Source organism: Bacteroidota bacterium, assembly GCA_030706565.1.
GTDB lineage: Bacteria > Bacteroidota > Bacteroidia > Bacteroidales > JAUZOH01 > JAUZOH01.
This window is the reverse complement of the sequence record JAUZOH010000011.1, coordinates 1-26,211: the sequence shown is the minus strand read 5'-3', so window position 1 is coordinate 26,211 and position 26,211 is coordinate 1. Positions and strand designations below refer to the sequence as shown.

General features: G+C 38.1%; 19 protein-coding genes. 11 read left to right on the top strand and 8 right to left on the bottom strand.

All coding sequences use genetic code 11. The features are described 5' to 3' along the window. Positions 1 to 4,076: hypothetical protein (locus tag Q8907_01685; GenBank protein ID MDP4272967.1), on the top strand; the 4,076-nt coding region annotated here is incomplete at its 5' end. Here the strand turns inward: Q8907_01685 and Q8907_01680 are convergent. Beyond that, positions 4,070 to 4,576: a metallophosphoesterase family protein gene (locus Q8907_01680; GenBank protein MDP4272966.1), complete on the bottom strand. Its 507-nt coding sequence runs from the start codon at positions 4,574 to 4,576 to the stop codon at positions 4,070 to 4,072. The two genes, Q8907_01685 and Q8907_01680, sit on opposite strands and share 7 nt — an antisense overlap. 29 nt (positions 4,577 to 4,605) lie before the next feature. On the opposite strand from Q8907_01680, the gene Q8907_01675 reads away from it, so the two are divergent. Next, the gene (locus Q8907_01675) at positions 4,606 to 5,307 is read left to right on the top strand and encodes a 16S rRNA (uracil(1498)-N(3))-methyltransferase (GenBank protein ID MDP4272965.1); all 702 of its coding nucleotides are present in this window, start codon (positions 4,606 to 4,608) and stop codon (positions 5,305 to 5,307) included. Positions 5,308 to 5,313: 6 nt separating this feature from the next. Here Q8907_01675 and purS read toward each other — a convergent pair whose 3' ends face one another. Beyond that, on the bottom strand, positions 5,314 to 5,565 hold the full coding sequence (gene purS, locus Q8907_01670; GenBank protein ID MDP4272964.1) for a phosphoribosylformylglycinamidine synthase subunit PurS: 252 nt from the start codon (positions 5,563 to 5,565) through the stop codon (positions 5,314 to 5,316). An 8-nt stretch (positions 5,566 to 5,573) separates the two neighbouring features. Beyond that, positions 5,574 to 6,335, bottom strand: a complete 762-nt coding sequence (gene pssA / locus Q8907_01665) for a CDP-diacylglycerol--serine O-phosphatidyltransferase (GenBank protein ID MDP4272963.1) — start codon at positions 6,333 to 6,335, stop codon at positions 5,574 to 5,576. A 48-nt stretch (positions 6,336 to 6,383) separates the two neighbouring features. Between pssA and Q8907_01660 the strand changes: the two genes are divergently transcribed. The 5 genes from Q8907_01660 (at position 6,384) to Q8907_01640 (ending at position 11,867) form a co-directional block, all read left to right on the top strand. Beyond that, a complete protein-coding gene (locus tag Q8907_01660; protein ID MDP4272962.1) occupies positions 6,384 to 7,502 on the top strand; it encodes a PorV/PorQ family protein in 1,119 nt (372 codons plus the stop codon). A 72-nt stretch (positions 7,503 to 7,574) separates the two neighbouring features. Beyond that, the gene (locus tag Q8907_01655) at positions 7,575 to 8,507 is read left to right on the top strand and encodes a phosphatase (protein ID MDP4272961.1); all 933 of its coding nucleotides are present in this window, start codon (positions 7,575 to 7,577) and stop codon (positions 8,505 to 8,507) included. A gap of 76 nt (positions 8,508 to 8,583) precedes the next feature. Next, entirely contained in the window at positions 8,584 to 9,447 is an 864-nt protein-coding gene (locus Q8907_01650; protein MDP4272960.1) for a UbiA-like polyprenyltransferase, read from the top strand. Positions 9,448 to 9,504: 57 nt separating this feature from the next. Next, positions 9,505 to 10,500 carry a phosphatase PAP2 family protein gene (locus Q8907_01645; protein MDP4272959.1) on the top strand — a complete coding sequence of 332 codons (996 nt, stop codon included), beginning with the start codon at positions 9,505 to 9,507 and terminating at the stop codon, positions 10,498 to 10,500. A 245-nt stretch (positions 10,501 to 10,745) separates the two neighbouring features. Next, positions 10,746 to 11,867, top strand: a complete 1,122-nt coding sequence (locus tag Q8907_01640) for a hypothetical protein (GenBank protein MDP4272958.1) — start codon at positions 10,746 to 10,748, stop codon at positions 11,865 to 11,867. Positions 11,868 to 11,934: 67 nt separating this feature from the next. On the opposite strand, the gene Q8907_01635 is transcribed toward Q8907_01640, so the two are convergent. Next, positions 11,935 to 12,567 carry a cytidylate kinase-like family protein gene (locus Q8907_01635; GenBank protein MDP4272957.1) on the bottom strand — a complete coding sequence of 211 codons (633 nt, stop codon included), beginning with the start codon at positions 12,565 to 12,567 and terminating at the stop codon, positions 11,935 to 11,937. A gap of 9 nt (positions 12,568 to 12,576) precedes the next feature. After that, positions 12,577 to 13,926, bottom strand: coding sequence for an MATE family efflux transporter (locus Q8907_01630; protein ID MDP4272956.1), 1,350 nt, complete (start codon positions 13,924 to 13,926; stop codon positions 12,577 to 12,579). A gap of 525 nt (positions 13,927 to 14,451) precedes the next feature. On the opposite strand from Q8907_01630, the gene Q8907_01625 reads away from it, so the two are divergent. Further along, the gene (locus Q8907_01625) at positions 14,452 to 16,203 is read left to right on the top strand and encodes an amino acid permease (GenBank protein ID MDP4272955.1); all 1,752 of its coding nucleotides are present in this window, start codon (positions 14,452 to 14,454) and stop codon (positions 16,201 to 16,203) included. Positions 16,204 to 16,236: 33 nt separating this feature from the next. Here the strand turns inward: Q8907_01625 and Q8907_01620 are convergent, their stop codons facing one another. Then, positions 16,237 to 17,355, bottom strand: coding sequence for a hypothetical protein (locus tag Q8907_01620; GenBank protein MDP4272954.1), 1,119 nt, complete (start codon positions 17,353 to 17,355; stop codon positions 16,237 to 16,239). Between the two features lie 123 nt (positions 17,356 to 17,478). Here Q8907_01620 and Q8907_01615 point away from each other — a divergent pair, with 123 nt between their 5' ends. Continuing rightward, complete coding sequence (locus tag Q8907_01615) at positions 17,479 to 20,580, top strand: PAS domain-containing protein (GenBank protein ID MDP4272953.1); 3,102 nt, start codon at positions 17,479 to 17,481, stop codon at positions 20,578 to 20,580. Here Q8907_01615 and Q8907_01610 read toward each other — a convergent pair. Next, entirely contained in the window at positions 20,577 to 23,039 is a 2,463-nt protein-coding gene (locus Q8907_01610; protein ID MDP4272952.1) for a TonB-dependent receptor, read from the bottom strand. The genes Q8907_01615 and Q8907_01610 overlap by 4 nt on opposite strands. A gap of 272 nt (positions 23,040 to 23,311) precedes the next feature. Here Q8907_01610 and Q8907_01605 point away from each other — a divergent pair, with 272 nt between their 5' ends. After that, entirely contained in the window at positions 23,312 to 23,722 is a 411-nt protein-coding gene (locus Q8907_01605; protein ID MDP4272951.1) for a secondary thiamine-phosphate synthase enzyme YjbQ, read from the top strand. A 25-nt stretch (positions 23,723 to 23,747) separates the two neighbouring features. Here the strand turns inward: Q8907_01605 and Q8907_01600 are convergent, their stop codons facing one another. Next, a complete protein-coding gene (locus tag Q8907_01600; protein MDP4272950.1) occupies positions 23,748 to 24,761 on the bottom strand; it encodes a substrate-binding domain-containing protein in 1,014 nt (337 codons plus the stop codon). A 290-nt stretch (positions 24,762 to 25,051) separates the two neighbouring features. Between Q8907_01600 and Q8907_01595 the strand changes: the two genes are divergently transcribed. Further along, positions 25,052 to 26,211: methyl-accepting chemotaxis protein (locus Q8907_01595; GenBank protein MDP4272949.1), on the top strand; the 1,160-nt coding region annotated here is incomplete at its 3' end.

The following is a 26,211-nucleotide window of genomic DNA, read 5'->3' as shown; positions in this document are numbered from 1 at the left end:
TATATCTGACCTGTAAAGTTTTCAAGGACAGCATCATAATCAGCAATACCAATGGAATCTATTACCCTATGGAAAACATCTGGACAGGTAATAAGGGGAAAGTGTCCTGGGAAAGGGCAGGCATGAATCCTGCCAACGTTTATGCAGAATTTAATCGTTATCAAATTGACCTGACAAAAACAGGATATAATTGTGATTCAGTATGGTTTACTAACAAGAATTATCTTAATGCCCCTATATTAGGTTCATTTGAAGACAAAGTAAGTTTCGTTAAATCTCCAAGTGAAACCTTTTACCCTTCCTTTTCATCTTACAATAAACATTTCAAAATCAACAACATCTATCCGCATATCAACTATGAAGGAGGCTTTTCCATGGAAGGGGCAAAACTTATCGGATCGGGAACCGACCAGGAACCTGCCCACATGACATTTTTCCAGGACACGACCAAAAGACTTAAAGCCATTTCCAAATATTTCGTTATCCGCAACGACAGGATGATAGGGCCCAGGACAAAAATCATTCTGAAAGTTGAAAAAGATTCCATATCACACCCGGAAATGACCCTGAATTATGATGTTAAAAACAGGGAAGTATCTGTCACTCATTCAGAGAACTTTATTTCACAAAGTCCGGCATCAAACACCTACCATAAGATAGACATGAGTTTCGAACAGATGTCTTGGAAAATGGACAGCACCAGGGTTTATTTTACCAGGCAGAAAGGTACGACCATCAGTAAGGCAGTTTTTGAATCAGTCAATGCCTTTGACCAACAGAAATTCGATAAGTTACAAGGGATGGATATCCTGAATCCATTAATTGCTTTGAGAAATTTCTCTTACCGCTACCATTCTTCAGAATTTCCCGTAAAAGCATTTGCCGATTATATGAGGCGATCGTTGGAAGATATCAGGCGCCTGGTTATTAATCTTGCCGTGGAAGGCTATCTCTGGTTTGACGAAGCCAATGACCGTATCAGCCTGCGTCCCCGACTGTTCAACTATGTAAATTCCAGCACCGGAAAAATAGATTATGATGTGATGCGGTTTGTGTCCACCACCAATATCCCGGTTGACAATTCATGGCTGAATCTAAAAAACAATGACCTTGTTATTCAGGGTATACCCCTGATCTTTATCAGTGACTCTCAAAATGTGGTCATTACACCGAAATACCAGCGTGTTACCATGAAAAAAAACCGGGCCTTCGAATTTGACGGAAAAGTAGACGCAGGTAACTTCACCTTTAATGGCAAAAATTTCTTATTCAATTATGAAGGTTTTGACATCGATTTACGAAGCATCGACTCCATGAGGCTTAGAGTGCTTAACGGAAAGGATGGATACGGGAAAAAAGTCTTAACAGAAGTTAAAAACAACATTGAAAATATCAATGGAGTATTGCTGATTGACAAACCCGACAACAAATCGGGAACCAAAATGTATAAAGATTACCCGATATTCCAAAGCAGGGAAAAATCTTATGTTTATTATGATAATCCCCAGATACAAAAGGGCGCCTACAAGCGAAATGATTTCTTTTTTGAATTGGATCCTTTTAGGATAGACAGCATGGACAATTTCCATAAGGAAGGGATAGCATTTACCGGCACTTTCCACTCAGCAGGGATATTGCCTGCGATTCAAAACAAACTAAAATTCCAGAAGGATTCCTCGCTGGGATTCACTGCGTTAACCGGTACTGAGGGGATAAATTTATATGGAGGCAAAGGTATCTTTCATCATAAAATTGATCTGAGCAATCAGGGCTTAAAAGGAAATGGAGAATTAAACTACCTGACTTCCACAACTTCCTCCGAGAATTTTACATTTTTACCCGACTCTACCATCGCTGAAGCCAGCAATTTTAAAATGGCCCAAAATACAAATGGCACTGAATATCCGGAAGTAGAAGGAAAGAATCACCGCGTTTGCTGGTATCCAAAGAATGACAAGCTTTTCGCTTATCAGGACAAATCACCTTATTCCATGTTCAATAATGAAGCCCTAATGAAAGGAACTCTGGAGCTGAAACCGGGCGGGTTAACGGGCCGGGGGACAATGAGCATTGCCAATGGAGTGATCGAGTCAAGACTTTTTACATATAAATCAATGAATTCGGAAGCTGACACCTCCCAGTTTCACCTGAAATCAGAAAAAAATGAAAATCTTTTGGTACTGACCCAGGATGTAAAATCGGAGGTGGATTTTAAACTTCATAAGGGTACTTTTCTGTCCAAAAAAGATATTACCAGAATAGAATTCCCGGCCAACAAGTATATCAGCTATATTGACAAGTTTATCTGGAACATGAACACCAAAGAAATTGATTTGGGTTCAGGAGACCTTAGTAAATATAAGAAACTGCCTGTGGGTAATGACTCCATTACAGGGCCAAGATATGTTTCGTCACATCCAGCACAGGATTCGCTATCCTTTGTTTCTCCTTTGGCAGTATATGATTATCAGAAAAATATTATTCATGCCACTGGCGTAAAACTTATCCGGGTTGCCGATGCAATCATTTATCCCAGCAAAGGTGAAGTGAATATCGAAGAAAATGCCAGAATGCAGACATTGAAAAACGCCGGCGTCACAGCCAACTATACAAACAGGCGTTATAAATTATATGATGCCGAACTGGATATTGCCAGCCGGAAAAAATATACAGGGAAAGCTGATTATGACTATATCGAGGAAGACGGGAAAGTTGAAACAATCCATTTTTCAGACATATCGGTAGACACCACACTGCAAACTACAGCTTTAGCCACATTGGCAGAACCCGACAGTTTTATGCTCAGTCCCTATTTTGCTTACCAGGGGAAAGTGATCCTCAAGGCCGCAGCGGCCAACCTGACTTTTGACGGGGGGGCCAGGATATTTCAGAACTGCCCGGGCATAAAAGACCAATGGCTGGCTTTCAATTCTGAAATTGACCCGAAGAATATCTATATTCCAATTTCATCTTCTCCACTCAACATTAACCATAATAAGATTTATGCAGGGCCTTTCATTGCCAGGGATTCCATTCACATATTTTCTACTTTCCTTTCATACAGGAAAAATTACAATGACCAGCAGATGGTGTCGGCTGATGGATTCCTGCATTACAACAAGGACTCGGATAAATACGAAATTTCCTCCAAAGAGAAAATCCTGGACTTCAAAAAACCGGATAACTACCTTAGCATAAACAGAAACGGATGTTTGGCCTACTCGGAAGGAGATGTTTCACTTGGAGTGAATTTCGGACAAATGAAACTGACCAGCTACGGGAAGATTCGAAGAAATCTCATCACGGATGAGACAACCCTGAACTTAATGACGGGAATGGATTTTTATATCAACGACAAAGCCATGAACATCATGGGTAAAGAAATAGACAGTATTCCCAATCTGACTGCCTTCAACATGTCGAACAATAATTACCTGAAAGGGATCAATTGGTGGGTTGGGACAAAAAAAGCCGATGAACTTAAGACAGAACTCGGATTATACGGCAATTATAAAAGTACACCGCCTGAGCTAAAACATACCCTTTTCTTTTCCTCCCTTCAACTAAAATGGAATGATGAAACCAATTCGTATGTTTCAACCGGCAAGATAGGAATTGCAAGTATTGCCGGCATACAAATCAATAAGGAAGTGAATGGCTTGGTTGAAATTACCAGGAAACGCAGTGGTGACTTAATGGATGTTTACCTGGAAATGGCTCCAGGCAGATGGTATTATTTTGGTTACACCAGGGGGGTAATGCAGGTGCTTTCATCAAATAAAGACTTTGTCAATGCAATCAATTCAATTAAACCCAATAACCGCATTCTCAAAGTTCCCAGAAATCAGGAACATTACAATTACCTGGTTTCATCGGACGAAAAATTCAGAATGTTTTTAAGCCGGTATAAAAAGTTAACACCTAAAGTTGAAGCTATAGATGCAGGTATGCCGGAAAAAGAGGTACAGAAAAAAACTGAAGTTAAATCTGTAATAAAAACTACAGAAGAAAAGAAAGAAATTACACCTGTTAAAAAAGAAGAAGAGAATGAAGAGAAACCAGTTGAAATTCAATAACATTCAGATCTTTTCCCAAGCTCTATGATTTCGAGATTGCTGATATTATTTCCGTTTATCTCAAACCGGACGGCTGTCATTACCTGGTGCATTCCCGTTTTACCGGCTGCTCCCGGATTAATATGCAGTAATTTTAATTTTTTATCATAAATCACTTTCAGAATATGGGAATGACCCGAAATAAAAAGTTGTGGAGGATGAGCGATGATCTCTTTTCTGACATTGGGTGCATACTTGCCGGGATAACCGCCAATATGTGTTATCCAGACCACAACCTGCTCACAGGTAAAATGCTGGTGAAGGGGATACATGGCTCTCACATCCGTACCGTCAATATTACCAAACACTGCCCTGAAAGATTTGTACTTTTCAAAAGCCAGGGCTGTTTCTACATTTCCAATGTCACCTGCATGCCAGATTTCATCGCAATCCTTAAAAAATTCGAAAAGGTCTTTATGAATAAAACAATGCGTATCAGACAACAAACCAATTTTTTTCATTTCAAAAACATTTATTAAAACTGAATAAAATGAATCTTTTCTACACCCCGGATATACAAGGCGACACTTACATTTTAAACGAAGAAGAATCCAGGCATTGTATCCGGGTTTTACGCCTGGTTCCCAATGATGTAATATACCTGACTGATGGCAAAGGTAACCTTTATCAGGCCAGTATTGCCGATAACAACCTTAAAGCCTGCCAGGTTAAAATTCTCCAAACATTCAGGGAATATGAAAAACGCGACTTTTACCTGCATATCGCCATTGCCCCGACTAAAAATATAGACCGTTTTGAATGGTTCCTTGAAAAAGCCACAGAAATCGGCATTGACGAAATCACTCCCCTGCTTTGCAACCATTCCGAAAGAACAGTTATCAAAAATGAACGCCTGGAAAAAGTGATAGTCTCGGCCATGAAACAATCCCTGAAAGCATATAAGCCTAAATTAAATAACCTGACCAAGTTTAATGATATAGTCAACCAGCCATTCGACGGCATAAAATACATTGCACATTGTGAAGAAGGTTCCAGGTTGGCTTTAAAAACCGATTATTCCAATAAAAAAAATGCCCTTATCCTGATTGGTCCCGAAGGGGATTTTAGCCCGGCAGAAATAGAAACTGCCCGTAAATGCGGGTTTAAAGAAATCACTCTTGGTAAAAGCCGGCTGCGAACTGAAACCGCAGGTATAGTGGCCTGTCATTCCATCCACTTACTGAACGAATAAGACAAATCAGACTTCTTTAATTGTATACTCGTATCCTTCAGTAACCGGATTATGTAACAACAGGTTACAGGAATCCTTCACCCGTTCCATAGCTGCTTCCTTAGAATTAGCGGTAATCTCAAGAGTAATATGCTTGCCAATCCTTATATTCCGGATATCACTAAATCCTAATTTTTGAAGTTCAGAACTAATAAGCATTCCCTGTGGATCTGGTAAGGATTTCAAGGGCATAATGCTAATCTCAGCTATAAAATTCATCGTATTATTTATTTTACATGTGATAGGAATATATCATTGATAATTGACAGGATTACATAAAAAATGATGACAAATGGAATAGCATAAAGATTAAAAAATATGAGAGCCAATACAGCAATCAGCAGGAAAAAATATCTAAGCCGGTTGTCGGCAAAACGCAAACTTTTAATTTTCAGGGAAAACATAGGGATTTCGGCTACCAGCAGGGCACAAAGTACCACAATGATGCCCAACAAAACACCCAGGTTTAATATAACAGAATGAAGAAAACTGTCAGTTTTCCCAATCAATATCAGGGCAAGTGAGGCAATAAATATGGCACTGGCCGGAGTTGGCAGACCGATAAATGAACTGGTCTGACGTTCATCAATATTGAATTTTGCCAGGCGTAAGGCCGAAAATGCAGTAATTAAAAAAGGAGAGAAAAGTATCACTAAATGAAGGGCATCGGCAGTTTCGTAATTAAAACTGCTGTCACGCTTTACCAAGGACATCAGCAAAATTCTAAACAAAATAGCAGCCGGTGCCATTCCGAAACTGATCACATCGGATAAAGAATCCAATTCTTTGCCCATGGGCGAATATGCTTTTAGCGCACGGGCTACCATTCCATCCATGAAATCAAAAACAGCAGCAGCAAATATGAAGCAGGCCGCAGCAATCAGATTATCCTGGAACGCCAATACTGTAGCAATAGATCCCGAAAGCAGACTCAGGATAGTGACAAAATTTGGTAGGCTCTTCTTCACCGTAACCCCTATATTCATCATATATAATTTTAAATGTTTTGGACAAAAGTAAATTAAAAATGATATTTAATGAATTTTTTCGTTTATTTATCAGTAAAATTTAGTAAACCTGTGGGAAAAGGAACTGTTCATTTTCTTTTAGCGCTCTCAATGCTATATATTCCGGTTAATCTGTGCGGACAAACCAGGAAATACAGCAATGAATTCCTGTCTGTCGGTATAGGCGCGAGAGCTTTAGGAATGTCCAATTCAACAGTCGCTACAGTGCAAGATGTCACTGCAGGTTATTGGAATCCTGCAGGCCTTGCCGGACAGTCCGGTGATATGCAGGCTGCCCTGATGCATTCGGAATATTTCGCAGGGATTGCAAAATTTGATTACGCAGGTTTCAGTTCGAAAGTCGACAGTTCTTCCGTCATCGGATTCTCAGCCATTCGATTTGGCGTGGATGATATTCCCAATACCCTCGAACTGATTGATGCCAACGGAAATGTACGGTACGACCTGATCAAATCATTTTCAGCAGCCGACTATGCTTTCATGTTCTCTTATGCACGGAAAAATCAGATTCCGGGATTTAGCTATGGGACAACGGTGAAAGTAATACGGCGCAAAACCGGAAATTTCGCCTCTGCCTGGGGGTTCGGCATTGATCTGGGTGCCCGGTTCGATAAAAAGCACTGGCATTTTGGACTTTCGGGCAGGGATATTACTTCCACCTTTAATGCCTGGAAATTTGACAATCAGGACTTAAAAGAAGTTTATGAAACCACAGGCAATGAATTACCCGAAAATTCGGTGGAGATCACCCTTCCAAAATTAATCTTAGGTATTTCAAGGGATTTTACCATTAATAAAAAAATTGAAGCATTAACGGAACTGGATGCAGAGATCACCTTTGACGGGAAAAGGCCGGTACTTGTTCAATCAAATCCGGTTTGTGTGGATCCGCACCTGGGCGTCGAATTTTCATACAATCACCTGGTTTTTATCAGGGCCGGGGTGGGCAATATTCAGCATGTACCTGGTTTCGGAGGGAAAAACCAGCTTACCTTTCAGCCTAACCTTGGACTTGGCCTCTGCCTTAAACGGCTATCTATAGACTATGCCCTTACCGATATAGGCGACCAATCGATTGCTTTATATTCAAATGTTTTCTCTCTCAGATATGCATTTGGAAACCACTAAAATTTATTTTATTATCCTTCAAGGTTAATTTTTAACTTTGAGCCGGAAAACTTGTTATATAAAACAAAAATCATGCGTGCAGGAATAGTCGACATGGGCACCAATACATTCAATTTGCTGGTAGCCGAAGTCGAAAATGAAAATAAATACCATATACTATTTATTGACCGTCAAGCCGTACAATTGGGGAAAAGCGGCATCAATAAGCATGTAATCCTGCCTGATGCTTTCGAACGGGCAGAAAATGCAATGAATATTCATGTTGCAAACATGAAAAAGTTCGAGGTAGAAAAAATGTATGCCCTGGGCACCTCCGCCATCAGAAGCGCTGCCAATAAGGAAGAATTCACAACTTTTATAAAACAGAAATTCAATATAGACATTCATGTCATCAGCGGTGACCAGGAAGCAGGATTTATATATAAAGGAGTGAAACAGACCGTACATATAGACCATGGACATGAAATTATCCTTGATATCGGCGGAGGAAGCAATGAATTTATTATTGCCAACCAGAATGAAATCTTGTGGAAACACAGTTTTAATCTGGGTATAGCCCGGTTGTTGAATAAATTTCATCCTTCCGATCCGATTAAGCCGGAAGAAATAGAAATTATCGAACAATATTTTGAACAAAACCTCGGATTACTGTTTGAAGCTGCTTCAAAATATAATCCATCAGTGCTTATCGGAGCATCAGGAAGTTTTGATACTTTTCGTTCCCTGATTTTTCACGAACCGGAACCCAATGGACAAATTGAAAGGGAAAATTCAAAAGAGCTGGGTATGGATGAATACCACAGGCTATATGAAACCCTGATCAAATCCACCCGTGAACAAAGGTTGAATTACCATCACCTGGAACCCATCAGGGTGGATTACATCGTCCTGGCCAGTTTGTTTACCTCTTTTGTCCTGAAAAAGTTAAATATCAACCAATTGTTTCAAAGTGATTATTCGCTTAAAGAAGGTGTTATTTTGGATTTAATAAAGGGAGTAATTTAACAAACACACCACAATTTTATCAATGCCTTTCATGTTTTATGATATATATTTCTTCTTTGAAATAAATTACTAAAGAATGATTAAAAAAATATCGGATTATTTGTCACTGGTCAAGTTCGTTCACACCATTTTTGCAATGCCCTTTGCCCTGATTGGTTTTTTTGTTGCCATTAAAATTGGGGGTAGTCCATTTAGCTGGCATATACTGATCCTGGTTATTCTTTGTATGATCTTTGCCCGGAATGCTGCCATGGCTTTTAACCGTTATGCAGACAGAAAGATAGATTCTCTAAATCCACGAACTGCAGCAAGGGAAATACCTAAGGGAATAATTTCACCCCGTTCTGCCCTGCTTTTCATTTCAGCCAATGTAATTCTTTTCATGCTCACTACATGGTTCATCAATATGCTCACTTTTGCCCTTGCTCCTGTTGCTTTATTAATTATCCTCGGATATAGCCTGGCAAAAAGATATACCTCCTTGTGCCATTTTGTATTGGGGCTTGGTTTATCCCTTGCTCCTATCGGCGCATATATTTCTGTTTGCGGGAAATTCGGGATATTGCCAATCATGTATTCTTTGGCAGTCTTATTCTGGGTAAGCGGGTTTGACATGATTTATTCCTTGCAGGATTACCGTTTCGATCAAAGCGTCAGTTTAAAATCCATGCCTGCCTGGTTAGGCAAATCAAAAACACTTGTACTCTCTGCAATACTGCATCTTTTTACCACAGGTTTTATTATAGCTGCCGGAATATATGGGGAATTTGGACTGCTTTACTGGATTGGTTCATTCATCTTTATTTCCCTACTATTATACCAGCATTTAATTGTAAAACCTGATGATTTATCGAGGGTAAATGTTGCATTCCAGACTATAAATGGAATTGCCAGTATCACTTTCGCCATTTTCACTATTATCAGCCTTTACCTGAAATAGTTTAAAGTTATAAAAAATTTTTAAATTTGTTCTTATTAACATTTCTCATCAAAAATAATGAATCCACAAAAAAACGAAAACAAGTTTTGGAATCTTTTTAATCCGACAGATATCATCACCCTTATTTATATTCTGGCAACTGCATTATACATGACATTTGGAAGTGCCAGGCTTCAGGATAAAAGCATTCATTTTCTGATCAGGTTTTGTTTCATCGCTCTGATTTTCACGTTAATTTGGCTGAAACAGCTATTTAAAAATGATCCATTATTAGATTTTTTCAGGAATTTTTATCCCCTGGCTTTTTTGGGATTTTTCTATAATGAAACTGATTATTTTAATAATATTTTTTATGGCAATTTTGACTGGCTTTTATGCAACTGGGAATACAATCTGTTTGGGTGCCAGCCAAGTATTGCATTTTCAAAATTATTACCCCAGCCCTGGGTCAACGAAATCATGAACCTTGGTTATTTTTCATTTTTCCCTCTGATTCTCATTACCTGCCTGGTTATTTACCTAAAACACAGGGACAGGTTCGAAAAAAGCCTTTTTGTCATCATCAGTTCATTTTACATATTCTATATTATTTTTTCGATTTTTCCCACAGAAGGCCCGCAGTTTTATTTTCCGGCTAAAGACACGACGTTGCCAGAGGGATATTTTTTCAGTTATCTAATAAAGATTATTCATGAAATGGGTGAAGCACCTACCGGTGCATTTCCAAGCTCACACATTGGAATATCCTATATTTTATTATATCTGGCATTCACCAATTCCAAAAAGCTTTTCTATTCTATCCTGCCCTTCATACTCATCCTTTCACTTTCCACTGTTTACCTAAAGGCACACTATCTTGTCGATGTGTTGGGCGGATTAGTTTCCTGTCCATTGTTCATCCTGGTATCATCGCTACTATTCGATGTGATATCCCGCCTGACAGAAATCAAAGTGCCTTTTCATATTCATTATCCCAATACTTCATGGTGGATTAGTCAGAAAAAGACCAGCCCGGTAAAGGAAAGAACAGGCAGATTCCGGAAAAAAATGTGAAAAATATTAAAGAAATTTGCTTGGGGTATATAATATAAACAACAAATAATCAGCAAAATATAACGTTCCCCTCAAAGAAAAGCCCGGTTCATTTAAAAATACCGGGCTTTTCTTTGTAAAAAATTTATACCTTGCGAAAGTTTAATAATTTAATAAATTGTTTGTTAAAAGGGATCTTCATACAATTATAAAATAAAGAAGATGTCATTTAATCATAACAAAATCGTTGAATATAATTTCCATCTATGGCTATAGAAATAAAAGAAGTAAAAGGCAAAAAAGAATTGAAGCAATTCATTTATTTACCTGCACGTATACATAAAGATCACAAAAATTGGGTTCCTCCTATTTACATGGATGAATGGAACTTTTTCAATGTCAAGAAAAATAAATTTTACAATTACTGCGATTCCATTTTCTTATTGGCATACAAGGACGGAGAAGTGGTTGGCCGTATCATGGGACTAATAAACCGCCGCTACAATGAAATTCACCACGAAAATGACGGCCGTTTTTGCTTCATGGAAACTTATGAGGATCCTGAAGTTTTTCATGCGCTGATTGAATACGTTGAAAAATGGGCCAGGGAAAAAGGCATGGATAATATTGTTGGTCCTCTTGCCTTTTCTGATAAAGACCCTGAAGGATTCATGGTTGAAGGTTTTGACGAGCCCCTTTGTATTTCTACCAGTTGTAACTTCAAATACATGCCCGAATTGCTGGAAAAGGAAGGATATGGCAAAAAAGAAGATTGTGTTGTCTATAAGATAATTGTTCCCGAAGAAATACCTGATTTTTATAAAGCAATTTATAAAAGGGTGATGCAAAAAAATGGCATACAAATTTTAAATTTCGAAAAAAGGAAAGATATAAGACCTTATATCAAACCTATTTTATATCTCCTGAACGATACCTTTAAAAATATTTATGCCTTTGTTCCATTCGAGGAAGAGGAAATGGATGATTTTGCCAAAATTTATCTGCCTCTGTTGGATCCGCATTTTGTCAAAGCCATAGCTGACAATGATGGCAATTTACTTGCATTTATTGTCGGAATGCCCGATTTAAGTAAAGCGATCATTGCGGCTAAAGGAAAATTGTTGCCCTTTGGCATCTTTAAAATATTAAGGGGAAGAAAAACCTCCAAGATGCTTACACTGCTCTTAGGAGGCATAACTGAAGAATGCAGAGGCAAAGGTATTGATTCTGTCCTGGCTATAGAGATGCTTAAAGATGCGCAGAAAAAAGGAATGAAATTCATTGACAGCCAGCTTGAGCTCGAAAGCAACACCAAGATAAGAATGGAAATGGAAAAAGCCGGTGGCCGTATTTATAAAAGATACAGAATATTTATCAAAAAACTTTAAATTTAAAAAAGAAGGTAAGGACAATTAAAGGCCCTTACCTTTTTTTTACCAACAATATCCCTTTTTATTAATTAACGTTCAGTTCCAATTGCTTTTTAATAAACTGACAAATAAAGTTTACGGTTTCATCAATTCCCAAGACCGATGAATTAATGCAAAGGTGATATGAACTGGCTGCTCCCCAAACTTTATCACTGAAATAATTATAATAATTTGCCCGTTTTTTATCAGTCTTTTCAATTAATGCTTTAGCCTTATTCTCTGTTAATTGTTCATTTTCCATCACCCGCTTAATCCTGTCATTCAAATTTGCAGTAACAAAAAGGTTCAGGCAATGGGCTTGGTCTTTTAAAATATAATCGGCACAGCGGCCCACAAAAATGCATGAGTGTTGATCGGCCAATTCCCGGATTACATCACTTTGAATTTTAAAAAGAGTTTCATTATTCAAATAATAATTAGCATAAATTTCGTTAGAATAAACCCCGTATGGACTGCTTCCGCCAAAAAGAAGACTATGACCGGATTTTTCATCTATTTTTTCAAAAAATTCTTTACCCAGACCACTTTTCTGGGAGGCAATAAGTATTAACTCTTTATCATAAAAAGCGATATTAAGCTGCTTAGCCAGCTTCTCCCCTATTTGCCGGCCGCCACTTCCCAACTGCCGGCCTACGGTAATAAAAAACTTTTCAGCCATGATGATTATTTAATGTTTAACTACAGATTTACGATATACTACCACTAACATGTAAGAAGCAACGATACATGAGAAAGCATCTGCAACCGGCAGGCTATACCAAACACCTTTCACTCCATAGAAATGAGGCAACAGGATAAGGCCAGGCAGCAAAAATATCAATTGACGGGATAAAGACATAAAGATGGATTTTTTTGCCATACCAATACTTTGAAAGAAATTAGCAGTGACCATCTGGATACTGACTAAAGGACAAAACATAAATACAATCCTTAATCCCGCAACAGCATATTGAGTCAATGTTTTATCTTCGGTAAATAATGAGGCCACTTCATGCGGAATCAGTTCACTCAGCAAAAAACCCAACGTCATGACAACAGTTGCCAGCATAAGGGTATATTTTAAAACCTTATTAACCCTATCAATTTGGTTAGCCCCAAAATTATAACCCGCAATAGGTTGCATTCCCTGGTTTAATCCCATCACCACCATAGCAAAAAGAAAAGCTACCCGGTTAATTATCCCATAAGCCCCGACGTGCAAATCGCTACCATAACGGATAAGTTCCTGGTTTATAAAAATCACGATAACGCACGAAACGGAATTCATCAAAAATGGAGAAATGCCAATAGCCATAGTATCAGAAACTATCTTGGGTTTTAATTGAAACGTCCCTTTTTGAAAATGAATCAAGTTTGATTTTTTAGCAAAAATTTGAATTTGCCATGCCAACATGGCTATCTGTGCAAATACCGTTGCCATGGCAGCCCCCCTGATACCCCATTTAAACCCGAAAATAAATACAGGTGCCAAAATGGAATTAATAATGACCGAACCAATCATTAGGGACATGGATTTCTGAGGACTGCCGGATGCCCTTAATAAGGAATTTAAACCCAAATACATGTGCGTAACAACGTTACCCAGCAAAATAATAAACATATAATCATGGGCATAAGGAAGCGTAGCGTTGCTGGCACCAAAAAAGCGCAATACCGGATCAAGAAATAAAAGAACCAGAACGGAATACCCAATTCCAAAAATTGTATTAAGGGTTAAAACATTACCTAAAATATGAGTAGCCGTTGAATAATCCTTTTGTCCCAACCGCAATGACATTAATGCTGATGCGCCTACTCCAACCATCGACCCAAAGGCGGCTGAAAGATTCATCAACGGAAAAGTAATTGCCAATCCTGCGATAGCTAATGCTCCAACTCCATGTCCAATGAATATGCTGTCAATTATATTATATAATGACGAAGCGGTCATTGCTATAATTGACGGAACAGCATATTGTAGAAGCAATTTCCACACGTTATCAGTTCCCAAGGCTAATGCAGAACTCTTTTGATTCATAAAATACTCTAATTTTTATTGAATAAAATTTCTAAGTTATTTCCGGATGTAATTTCCATTTATATTGTTTTCTCCGATATATAAGCCGGTTAAAACAACCATATATTAAAACCTACTGTTCGAATGCCCAATATAGCAAAAAAGCAAAATAAACAATTAACAACCTACTTATTGAACGAAACTACTTTATTCTTATGTCCTTCAAAATAGTAATAATATGGTAATTTATACAAGTTGATGAAAAAAAATCCTATGAGAAAATCATAAAAAACAGATTTTCAAAGTTACTTTTTTATCCAAAGTCTTGAAATACTTTCTTTTTACAAACTTGTTATAAAATATTTACAAAATTTAACTTCTTCATAATCATCCCAATTGCACAATTTTGCTTCTAAAAAAGGATCAATGCTTATATAACTTTTATTACATTTTTCTTTTCAAAATTTTAAGTAATACCAAGGTCATATTTATAAATTTGCACCCGCACTAGAAATACAAAAACGAGAACAATGGATAAAGGAAATAATGGAAAAAATAAAATCCAGGATGAACTTTAAAAATCTTTTCCGCAGAAAATCAATTGAGGCGATTTTTAAGGATTCGAAGGAAGCTGAAAAGGGACAGGCAACATTGTCAAGGTATTTGACGGTTACTGATTTAACCGCGTTGGCAATAGCAGCAATTATTGGAGCAGGGATATTTGGAACTATCGGTAATGCCAGTTTTAACGGTGGGCCTGCTGTCAGCCTGATGTTTGTTTTTACGGCCATAGCCTGTGCTTTTTCAGCCATGTGCTATGCTGCTTTTGCATCCTCAATTCCCATCAGCGGAAGTGCTTATACTTATGCTTATGCTTCGTTGGGTGAAATAATAGCCTGGATTATCGGTTGGGACCTTTTGATGGAATATGCAGTAGGAAATATTGCCGTGGCCATCTCATGGTCTGATTACTTTACCTCTTTTCTCAGCAATACCGGCATACATTTCCCTGATTTTCTGAGTATGGATTATTACTCTGCCCTGAAAGGACATAAGGCAGCCCTTGAACTTTTACATCAGGGTGCACTTTTCAATCAACTCCCGTCTTATATGCAGGATGCCTATAAGGCCTGGACGGATGCTCCGGTTATTGGGAATATCCATCTGGTGGCCGACATACCTGCCTTTACCATTGTTGTGGTGGTCACAATTATTGTATTCTTGGGCATCCGCGAGAGTAAAATTGCAGGGAACATTATGGTGCTTATTAAACTTATAGTCATCCTGATGGTTATCGGCGCAGGTATATTTTATGTAAAGCCATCAAACTGGAAACCTTTTGCACCCAATGGATTGGGGGGAGTGCTCAAAAGTGTATCAGCCGTATTTTTCGCTTATATCGGTTTCGATGCCATCTCATCCACTGCCGAAGAATGCAAAAATCCCCAGCGGGATTTGCCACGGGCTATGATTTATTCCTTAATCATTTGCACCCTGCTGTATATATTGATTTCACTGGTTCTGACTGGAATGGTCAGTTATAAGGAACTATCAGTAGGTGATCCTCTGTCCTTTGTTTTTCAAAAATTACATCTTTCCTGGATATCGGGAATCGTTGCCATGGGGGCTATTATAGCAATGACCGGAGTTTTACTTGTTTTCCAGGTCGGACAGCCCCGTATCTGGATGAGCATGAGCCGTGACGGACTGCTGCCCAAACGTTTCGGAAAAATCCATCCCAGATTTCATACCCCTGCTTTTTCGACTGTACTTACCGGTATTGTTGTAGCCGTACCCTCCCTGTTTTTGAACATTACCGAAGTAACCGACCTGACCAGCATCGGTACGCTCTTTGCTTTTGTGCTTGTCTGCGCCGGAGTATTGCATCTGGATGCCTCAGGAAACCAAATGAAAGGTAAGTTCAGGATACCTTATGTCAATTCAGCATGGATCATCCCATTACTCTATGTGGCAGGTTTTGTGATTATGTATATATACAATCATGATGCTTTTATCCGTTTTTTTGATTTTACGGACATACCCCAGGGTAAAACCTTCTGGAGCATCACCCAGCATAAAATCCCTCTGCTGTCTTTTATAATTATCGCCGCAATTGTGGCAGTCCTATCTATAATCCGAAAATATTCCCTAATCCCGGTCATCGGATTGCTGATCAATCTTTACCTGATGACCGAACTGGGAATCACCAACTGGATGCGCTTTGTGGTATGGTTAGCCGTGGGGCTGGTTATTTATTTTGCATACAGCATAAGGAAAAGCAAATTGAATAAGGAATAAGGGGAAATCTTTATTGCTAAAATCAATAATCCCTTAGAATTTTTTATTATGCAGGGCTTTTTTCAATTTTCGCCTGTTGTGGATGATTTCATAAAATTCATCAATACTTTTTATGGTTTTCTCCCGGTAATATTGATTAAGGGAAGGAAAATTCCTGCATAAATCAAAAATATCCTCCTTCTTCCCATCAAAAAAAGCAACTTCTGCCCGGCGTTCTCTTCTTCCAGGGTTTATACCTATATACTTTCTCCGGGGAATTGTATCCGTATCGGAAGGAGCACGGGGAATATCATAAGGAATGTTGATGATTCCCGCATAATCAAAATCGAAAGGAACAGGAACGGGAAGTTTTTGTGAAGCAATCCAGACGAATGAAATATTATGGGGCAAGGTTACCGACCAATCCTGATTTAAAATCATATATTGGAACAAAGAAAGCCTGAAAGGTGCATTCAAATTAGCAATATAATTTTTGATATAGTTTAATTTTATCGTTCTCCCTCCGACTCTGGCGGCCAGGCATTTTAAATCTTCAATAAAAAAAGCAAAACGGCTTAAAGTATCTTTTCTATTCCGGGTCGGAATGTAATTAATATGCAACAAACGGACTTTATAGCTGATATCGGTGATCAACCCATACAACCTATAGATCAGATATTCCTGTAAAAGATACTGTTCATAACGTTCATCAAAAGTTTGACAATGGGTTACAATTTTAAGTTCATTAAGGTGCTCAAAATAAGTTTTAAAAGTCTGGACAGTATCAAAAACTATTTTAAGAGGAGGGAAATCGCAATAATGCGGGTTTTTCCTGAATTTTCCCCTGGTAGATAATTCAACATTTAAACTCACATTTTCGCCATGTTCCCCGGTATAGGACAAAATTCCCTTATGATAAACGGGATTTTCACCCACATCCTTAATCAGTGAATCCAGATCAACTTCTAAATTAATTTCAAAAATCTTGCTGTTTTCAAATAAACCATCACAAGTTGAATCAGCGGATACTGAACTCCCTGTATCCTTCTGCCTGATCCCTTTTTCTGAAAGTGAATTGCTGTTTCCTTCCACAGCAATAAACAATAGAATCAAAAAGGATAAAATATGATAGTTGAATAATTTCATCCTGGACAATTCCTTAATATGATGCATATTATGAAATAAATCGCAAAAAACCTAAGGAAACTGACAAGTTAGTTGATATAAAACAGCAGGAGTAGTCATAAATAGTTGTAATAATTTTATAAATTTCGCCAAGACTAATTAACAAATATCATGAACATACATTTATCCATAAAAGCCAAAATACTTGTCTGCATCCTCACAATATACATTGCAACTTTTATAATGATCTGCCTGCCGGTATACAAAATGGCTGTAAAAGACACAAACCGTTTTTCGAATTCATTTAGCAGGGACTTAGCCTCTACATTTACCTCCAGGCTAAACAGATATATGGAAACTACGCGTTCTTTGGGACAAATTTATGAAACATACGGTTCCTTTCCGGCTTCAAAACGTTTAAACCCGGGTGAATTCCTGTTAAATACCTTACAAAAAAATGACGACTTGATGGCGGTCTGGTCAATATGGGAAGCAAAGGCCCCAAACAAGCCCAATGTTGCAGAAGCCTATTATAAACATAATGGACAAATATATTCCGGAAAAAACTACCTGGATACATCTAAAAATGGGCAATTCCTGAGTTTTTATTTAACCTCGGGGAAAGAGAAACAGGAAACCATCATAGAACCCTATATCTACTCTTATTCAGGAAGTAAAAAAGATGAAATCATTCAAACCAGCATCATCTATCCCATCATTGACCATAATAAATTTCTGGGAGCCGTTGCCTGCGATATAAATCTCGGCAAACTGCAGGAATTGTTTCATAATACATCCATACCCAAAGGGGCTTCAGCGTTTCTGGTCAGCAACAGTGGGAAAAACATTATCTGTTCAGACGGTAACAGTCAAAATCCCACATTAAAAAACTTAAATTTTGAGGATAGGATCAATTCAAAAATATTGAACCATATCGGTAAAAACGAAATATATTCGTTTTCCGGCCGGAATAAAGAGACCGGTGAAAAAATGTTTTATTCATTTGCCCCAGTAAACATTGAAAATACAGATCTCAACTGGGCTCTGGGAATTGTCATTCCCCAAAAAACCGTAAAAGCAGAAACATTCAAAGCTTTTAACCAGACCCTGTTAATTGGTTTGGCCGGTTTAATCATACTAATCCTGTTTGCCTGGAACATAAGCGAATACATAACCAAAACATTGGGAAGAATCACTTTGGTTCTAAAAAAGATGTCACTGGGGGATATAGACTTCACCCCCTCACCTCTCAAAACTCATCAAAATGATATACTTGCTGAAATTGAAACGTCGGTGTATAAACTGCATGAAGGTTTAAACAACACTACGCAATTTGCCAAGGAGATTGGAAAAGGAAATTTTAAATTTCGATATGAGCTTTTGAGTGAGAAAGATGCTTTGGGAACCTCGCTCCTTGAGATGAGGGACAATTTACTGGAAGCTCAAAAACATGAACAGGAAAGAATCAACGAGGATCAAAAACGCAACTGGGCGAACAATGGAATTGCCAAATTCAGTGAAATTCTACGCCAAAACAATGATAAATTAAAGGTTCTTTCCTTTGACCTCATAGAAAATCTGGTAAAATACCTGAAAGCCAACCAGGGGGGACTATTCATTATAAATGACAATGAGCCTAATGATATATTTATTGAAATGACGGCCTGTTTGGCCTATGACCGGGAAAAGTATCACCAGAAACGTATTGAACTTGGAGAAGGGCTTATCGGGAGATGTGTTCAGGAAGCGGAAACCATTTACCTGACAGAAATTCCGGAGGATTATATCGAAATCACTTCAGGATTAGGTGGCGATAATCCAAGATGTTTACTTTTAGTCCCTTTAAAAGTAGACAAGAAAGTATTCGGGGTTATCGAAATCGCCTCGTTCATTGCAATGGAACCCTATCAGGTTCAGTTCATTGAGAAGTTAGGCGAAAACATTGCTTCCACTCTTTCAAATGTCAAAATCAACACCAATACCCAAATCCTTCTGGCCAAATTCCAGCAACAAACTGAAGAAATGACTGCCCAGGAAGAAGAACTCAGGCAAAATCTTGAAGAACTGCAGTCGACACAGGAGGAAATGGACAGGATAAAAAAAGAGGAGAATGAAAAAACAAAGTCAATGATGCAGGCTATGGAAGAAAACCGCAAGCTGTTGTTCGACATCATAGATAAAATCCCCGGACGTATCGTCCTGAAAGATGCAAGCGGGAAACTGGTTATCCTCAATTCAGCCTTTGCCAAGGTATTTAATAAAAAGGTGGATGCCCTTATAGGTAAAAACAATTTCGATATCTATCCTCAGGAAATAGCAACGAAGTACTTTGAAAAGGACAGGGAAATTCTCGAAAAAGGCCCTCAATTTTATTTACAGGAAGAAAAAAACCAGGACGGAACGGTTCATTTTATGCAGACTACCAGAATGCCATTCTATATTGCCAATCTGAAACAAAACGGAATTCTCAGTATCCAGATAGATGTGACCGAAATAAAAAATATGGAAATCGAACTTTCCAGGAAAAACGAAGTACTGGTCAAAGCACAAAATGAGCTCAACAAAGAAAAATATTTGATGGATGCCTTGATGAACAATATCCCCGACAGTATTTATTTTAAGGATGAGATGAGCCGGTTTATTCTTGTTTCCAAGGCAATGATGGACAAATTCAATACTGAAAATCCCAATATTCTGATTGGCAAATCTGATTTTGACTTCTTCGCTAAAGAGCATGCACAGCGGGCTTATGATGATGAACAAAAGATCATAAAAACCGGGAAACCCTTGATTGACGTCATCGAAAAAGAAACATGGACTGACGGTTCCCTTTCCTGGGTTTCAACGACCAAAATGCCCTTGCTTAACGAGAAAAATGATACAGTTGGTACTTTCGGCATTTCACGGAATATTACCAAACTGATGAAAATGGAACTTTTGGCTGAGCAACAGAAAAAAATGGTGGATTTACTCAGCAAAAATATACCGCTTATCTTTTATGAAGTCGATCCACAAGGAAAATTCGTAGAATTTAGAGGGGCCGGACTTACACGAATGTCCCTGACAGAAAAAGATATACTGGGCAAAAATATTTTCGAGATCTACCCGCAATCTGCAGACCAAATACACAATAGCAACGGCGAAGATGTTTGTATCACCTTTAACTCAACCGGATTAAAAGAGAACAAAAAATGGCAGTTCAAACATTACTTATTCAACAATAAAGTGGTAAACGGAGGTTTCATAGGTTTTGCCTATGAAATGGAAGATTAGAATTTGATTTGAACTTTTAAATTGAGGCGCCTGGAAGTTAAATAGTTTGGAACGGCATATTCACCCGAAATACCCTGTTGATTTGAAACGGCCTTTATCCACATGTTGGAAACCGTATTGTTAACCCCCAACAGGTTAAATATTTCGGCGCTCAACCAAATACTTTTAATTGCTTTAAACAGGGTTATTCCTTTGTTCCGGCTATTTTCATCAGTAACCATCTTTGAAAAACCTATATCCACTCTTTTATAAGAGGGCATGCGGAATATCTGATCGTAGCGGTCAGAGGTAGGATTGGTCGAAGGAAGAGGGGATCCGAAAAATAGTGTAAGGAATACTTTAAAAGAAGGATTATCCGGCAGATAGTCCTGAAAAAACATACTCAAATTCAATAATTGATCTGTAGGGCGCGGGTAACTTCCAATATCTACTTTATGTCCCGTAGCATCCATATAATAATCACCTTTGATGTCTTCCATAGACCGCATCAGCGAAAGGCTGGCCCAGGATTCGACCCCTTCAACAAATTCCCCGTACAAACGCAAATCCAAGCCAGTGGTATAACCTGTAGCATTGTTTAAGGCACTGTACTCTGTACGCAAATTATCTGTCGTATAAGGAATTAGCATACTCAGCTTTTTATAATAAGCTTCAGCAGTCAGAATAAAGGGACGTTCGTTTATTTTTAAATAATAATCACAACCGGCTAAGAAATGAACGGACCTTTGAGCTTTAATGTTATAATTCACCTCACCATTCCGGTTTCTTAATTCCCTGTAATATGGAGGCTGGAAATAACAACCGGAAGAAAAGCGGAATAATACTTGTCTCTCCCATTTTGGAACGATACTTATTGCTGCACGGGGCGAAAGCAAAAATTCATGATTAAAATCCCAGTAGGATGCCCTTAATCCGATGTTGGTCACAATTTTTGCATCTCCAACCTTAAGCCACAGATTATGAAGAACATACCCTGACGTTCGGATTGTATGATAAGTATTATCAGCCTTCACCGACCTTTCCAGTACCAGCAAATTCCCGTCATAAGGTAACGAATAACCCGCAGAATCAACCATTTCCCACTCATTCATTTTATCATTTACCCGCTCCGATTGACATCTGAATCCCCATTTGATCATATTCCCGCTTCTCCCGAAACTTCCCAATTGAGAAAAAGACAGGAAATGCAAATTAAAACGGTTACGGGCATGAGTGAGAAATGATCCCATTCCGAGGTTCATCGTACTGTCGCCATAAGTAATAGAACCTGAAGTATTATCCAGCTCATTCAACCAATATTGAGCCTGGACATCATAGGACTCTTTTTCATTCGAAGAATTTGCAGAGAGAATAAATTTCAGAAAAATTCTTTTGTCAGGATGATAATTTGCAGTTAGGGCACCCATGGCCAGATTATAATTGTCTATTTCCTGTCCATCATAGTACATTTTGAGGTTCAGGGGATTTAAATAGGTACCAAAAGTTGTATTTCTGGACTGAGGGATAAAATGATAAGTATTTCCAGAATAATTTCCTAAAAATTCAAGATTAAAAGATCTGGAAAACCTATAGGTTAAAAATGTCTGAAAATCTGAAAAAGAAGGTTTATAATCCCCCTGTACAGGAAGGCTATTCAAAAGGTATTGATTGGATTTATACCTCAGTCCTATATTGTAGGATAATCTGTTGTTTTTTGTCAATCCCTCCAGATGCACGGCTCCTCCAAGCAACCCTGCCAGTACGGAACCTCCAAAGGCTGTAGGCCTTTTATAATTTACATCCAGAACCGAAGACATTTTATCTCCATAACTGGCATCAAAACCGCCGGCAGAGAATTTAACCGACGAAACCATATCCGAATTGACGAAACTCAACCCTTCCTGCTGACCCGAATGTACCAGGTAAGGCCGGTAGACCTCTACATCATTCACATAAACAAGATTTTCATCAAAATTACCTCCACGAACTGAATATTGTGAACTTAATTCGTTGTTTGAGGCAACACCCGGCATCGTCTTCAATAATTCCTCTATATTTCCGCTAGGATTGGGAATAAGATCGAATGACTTGGTACCGACTCTTACCCAATTGCCGGCCGGGTCATTATGTCCGGAAATCAGCACTTCATCTAGAGTTTTCTCCGCCACACTCAATGAAAAATTAAGCATCAAACGGGAATTAGGATTAAGAAATAGCTTTAATTTTTCGGTCCTGTACCCTACACATGAAAACACCACTATCACAGGCCGCAAATCTGGAACCAACAACCGGAAACTCCCGTTTCTGTCAGTTGTTGTACCTGCTATTTCTCCTTCAATTTTAACAGTAACAGATGACAGGGGTTGATGATTAATATCTGTGATAGTCCCAAAGATCAATGCCGTATGCTGGCCATAGCCAACATTCACGCGGAAAACCGCCAGAACAACAATCAATAAAATATGTTTAAATGCAGACATTCAAAAAAAAACAATTGACCCTATTTTAAAAAAACAAGACAAGGTGTTATTTTATTGTTAATTCAAAGATTTATTTTCATAAATATTATTTTGTTAGCAGATGATTTTTCAATCTCACAGGCTTCCAGCACTGCCCTAAATCTGCTGACTGTTTTAAATAGTTAATAAATTCAGTTTTAAATTCAATTTAATATCCACATAAACATAGTTAACTTTGCAAAGAAATCAAATAGTTTCATTTTGAAATATAAACAAATTAAAAAAACAAAGGAATGACAAAGCAGTACGGACTCACCCTTCCCGAATACAGGCGTGGATTTCATTTAATCACGGACAGTATTGAAAAAACGCTGGAAGAACTTCCCGAACAGGGCCTGTTAAATATATTTATCAAACATACCTCTGCAGCCTTGGCAATTAATGAGAATGCCGATCCTTCTGTAAGAACTGACTTTGAATCTTTTACAAACCAGATGATACCGGAATATACTTCTTTTTTCTCCCATACCCTTGAAGGGAGCGATGATATGCCGGCACATTTAAAATCCTCAATCTTTGGCCAATCCATTAATATCCCTGTTTCAAATCACCGTTTAAATTTAGGAATCTGGCAGGGAATTTATTTGTGCGAATTCAGAAACCATGGAGGAAACCGTCAACTTGTTCTGACGGTTATCAGCTAAATTAAGTAATATTCAGGAATTACATCTATTGATAAATCTCAGCTTCCGTATAATATTTATCAGCAATTATGGTATTTCTGATATTGTTTTTATCCACAGCAATTGGTTCCAGCAAAATTGCAGGGACATTGGCTTTTCCGTTATTGATAGTTGATGCTGCTTCTGAAATTTCCTTATTCTGTGCGCATTTCATTGCCAGGGATGCAGCAGCATTAACCTGTGTTCTGAAAGGTTTAAATACGGTCATTGCCTGTTTTCCCCGGACTATATTCCGGCAGGCATCTAATTCAGCATCCTGACCGGTCAACAAAATCTTACCTGCCAAATGATAAGTATCCAGAACTTTGATCGTTTCAGTAGCCAAACCATCATAAGAAGTAAGGATTACATCTGGAATTTTCCCGGATAAATCCAGGTATTTTTTCATTTCCTGAGCCGCATTAACACCGCTCCAGTCTTCTATGAAAATATTATAGGTAATCACAATTTTCCCTGATTTTATATAAGGTTCGAGCACTTCCATCTGCCCTTTCTTTACCAGGACGGCATTGTTGTCACTTTTATCCCCGCCAAACAAGATATAATTCCCTTCAGGTTTTTCTCTGACCACATATTCAGCCATCAGTTTACCCACCTTCACATTATCAAAGGAAAGGTAATAATCGACATCAGCATTTCTTATCAACCGGTCATAAGCAATCACCTTAATATGAGCATTATGGGCTTCGCGGACAATCTGGGCGGCGGTGTTGACATTAACAGCATTTACAACCAGAACTTTTACGCCCTCTTTTATCATTGCTTCAGCCTGGGTTAATTGAAGTTTTTCATCATAATTTGCATCAGTTACAATAGCCTCGCCACCCAATTCATTCATCTTTTGTATAAAGAATTCCTTTTCTTTTTGATATCGTTTCGCTTGCATATTGGGTTCAAGGAAACCAATTTTATATTGCGAACTCTGCTGGCAGGAAAAAGCCATCATTACAATAAAGAGAAACATTAAATCCCGAATTGCTTTGAATACAGTTGTTTTCATTTCATTAGGTTATAAGTTGTCAGTTTTAAACGTATAAAACGAGCACATGGAAAAACAAAATACCAAATAATTCAAGCATTTTACGTATTAAATTTGAATTCGGTTTTCCAATAGCTACGAATTTATTCATAATAAAATAATTTCAGCCAAAAAAATCCTGGTAATTCAGGCCTTTAATTAAAAAACTTTTTTTCAAATTTCTCGTATCCTTAGCAAATTCAATATTTTTTTTGTTCTTTGCAACTAATTAACTACACAAAACTTTGATCAGATTATAAACCTCAAAAACTATGAAATGGAAAGATTTAAAAATTGGATACAAAATTGGAATAGGTTTTTCGGCCATGATTTTTATTGCGGCCATCATTGGCAGTATTGCTTTCGTTGCTATGAGCAAAATTCAAAATGCGAGTAAAAATCTTTCTGACAACTATATCCCTACGATCAATGAAAATTTTCACCTGAATAAAAGTTGGGATGAGGTGATGACCTCTTTGGAAGCCTATAATAATTCAGGGGATGCATTTTACTTTAATAAAACCAAAACAAAACTGGATCGTTTTAAAAGTTCGCTGAACATATTAGTAAAACTATCCGAAAACTCTAAAGAACTTGCCCAGAACCACGATGATTTTACGGCCTTACAGACTCAAACCACAGAATTTGCCAATCAATTGACAGCTTACGAAAATGTAGTCAGGCAAAATTCGGCAATGGTGGAAATCATGAATCATTCAATGCCAATGGTTCGTCGCTCGGGTAATGGCGAACTTAATAAAATTGCTGCTACCATTTATCAGTCTATTAGCCAGAAAAAACCTGTTTTGCTGGAAAACATAAAAGGTGAAGTTGCCAGTTTAGGAGGGAGTAAAAGTACAAATATTGGGGATTCCTCTGTTGTGGCATTTTCAGCAGCAGCAAAAATTTTCGTGGATGGTTTCCCAAAGGCCAAACAGATGGAACTTAAAAACGACGAACTATCAGGGAATATCAAGTGGAATGTAAACGGGGTTTCTGATGTTGGCCTTGATAAGGTCATTGAAATGGCAGAAAATACCAATAATACTGTCTGGATAGAAAGAATTACGCTTCTTTTATCAATGATTGGAATTATCATATTGGGTATAGTGCTGGGTAAAATATTGACCACCTCCATTACCTTACCCATCAAAAAAGGAATAGAAGTTGCCGGAATACTTGCCGATGGCGACCTTACTCAAAAAATCGAAGTAGACAGGCAGGATGAAGTTGGCGATTTGGCTGAAGCGCTAAATAAAGTGAGCCAAAATTTCCATTCAATAATTTCGCAGGTTGCAGTCAGTGCTGAAACAATAGCCCAGTCCAGTCAGCTTTTTAAAGACAGTGCAAATGAAATGTCCGAAGGTTCCAGACAACAGGCTTCAGCAACTGAAGAAATTTCTTCTTCTGTTGAAGAAATGTATGCCAATAT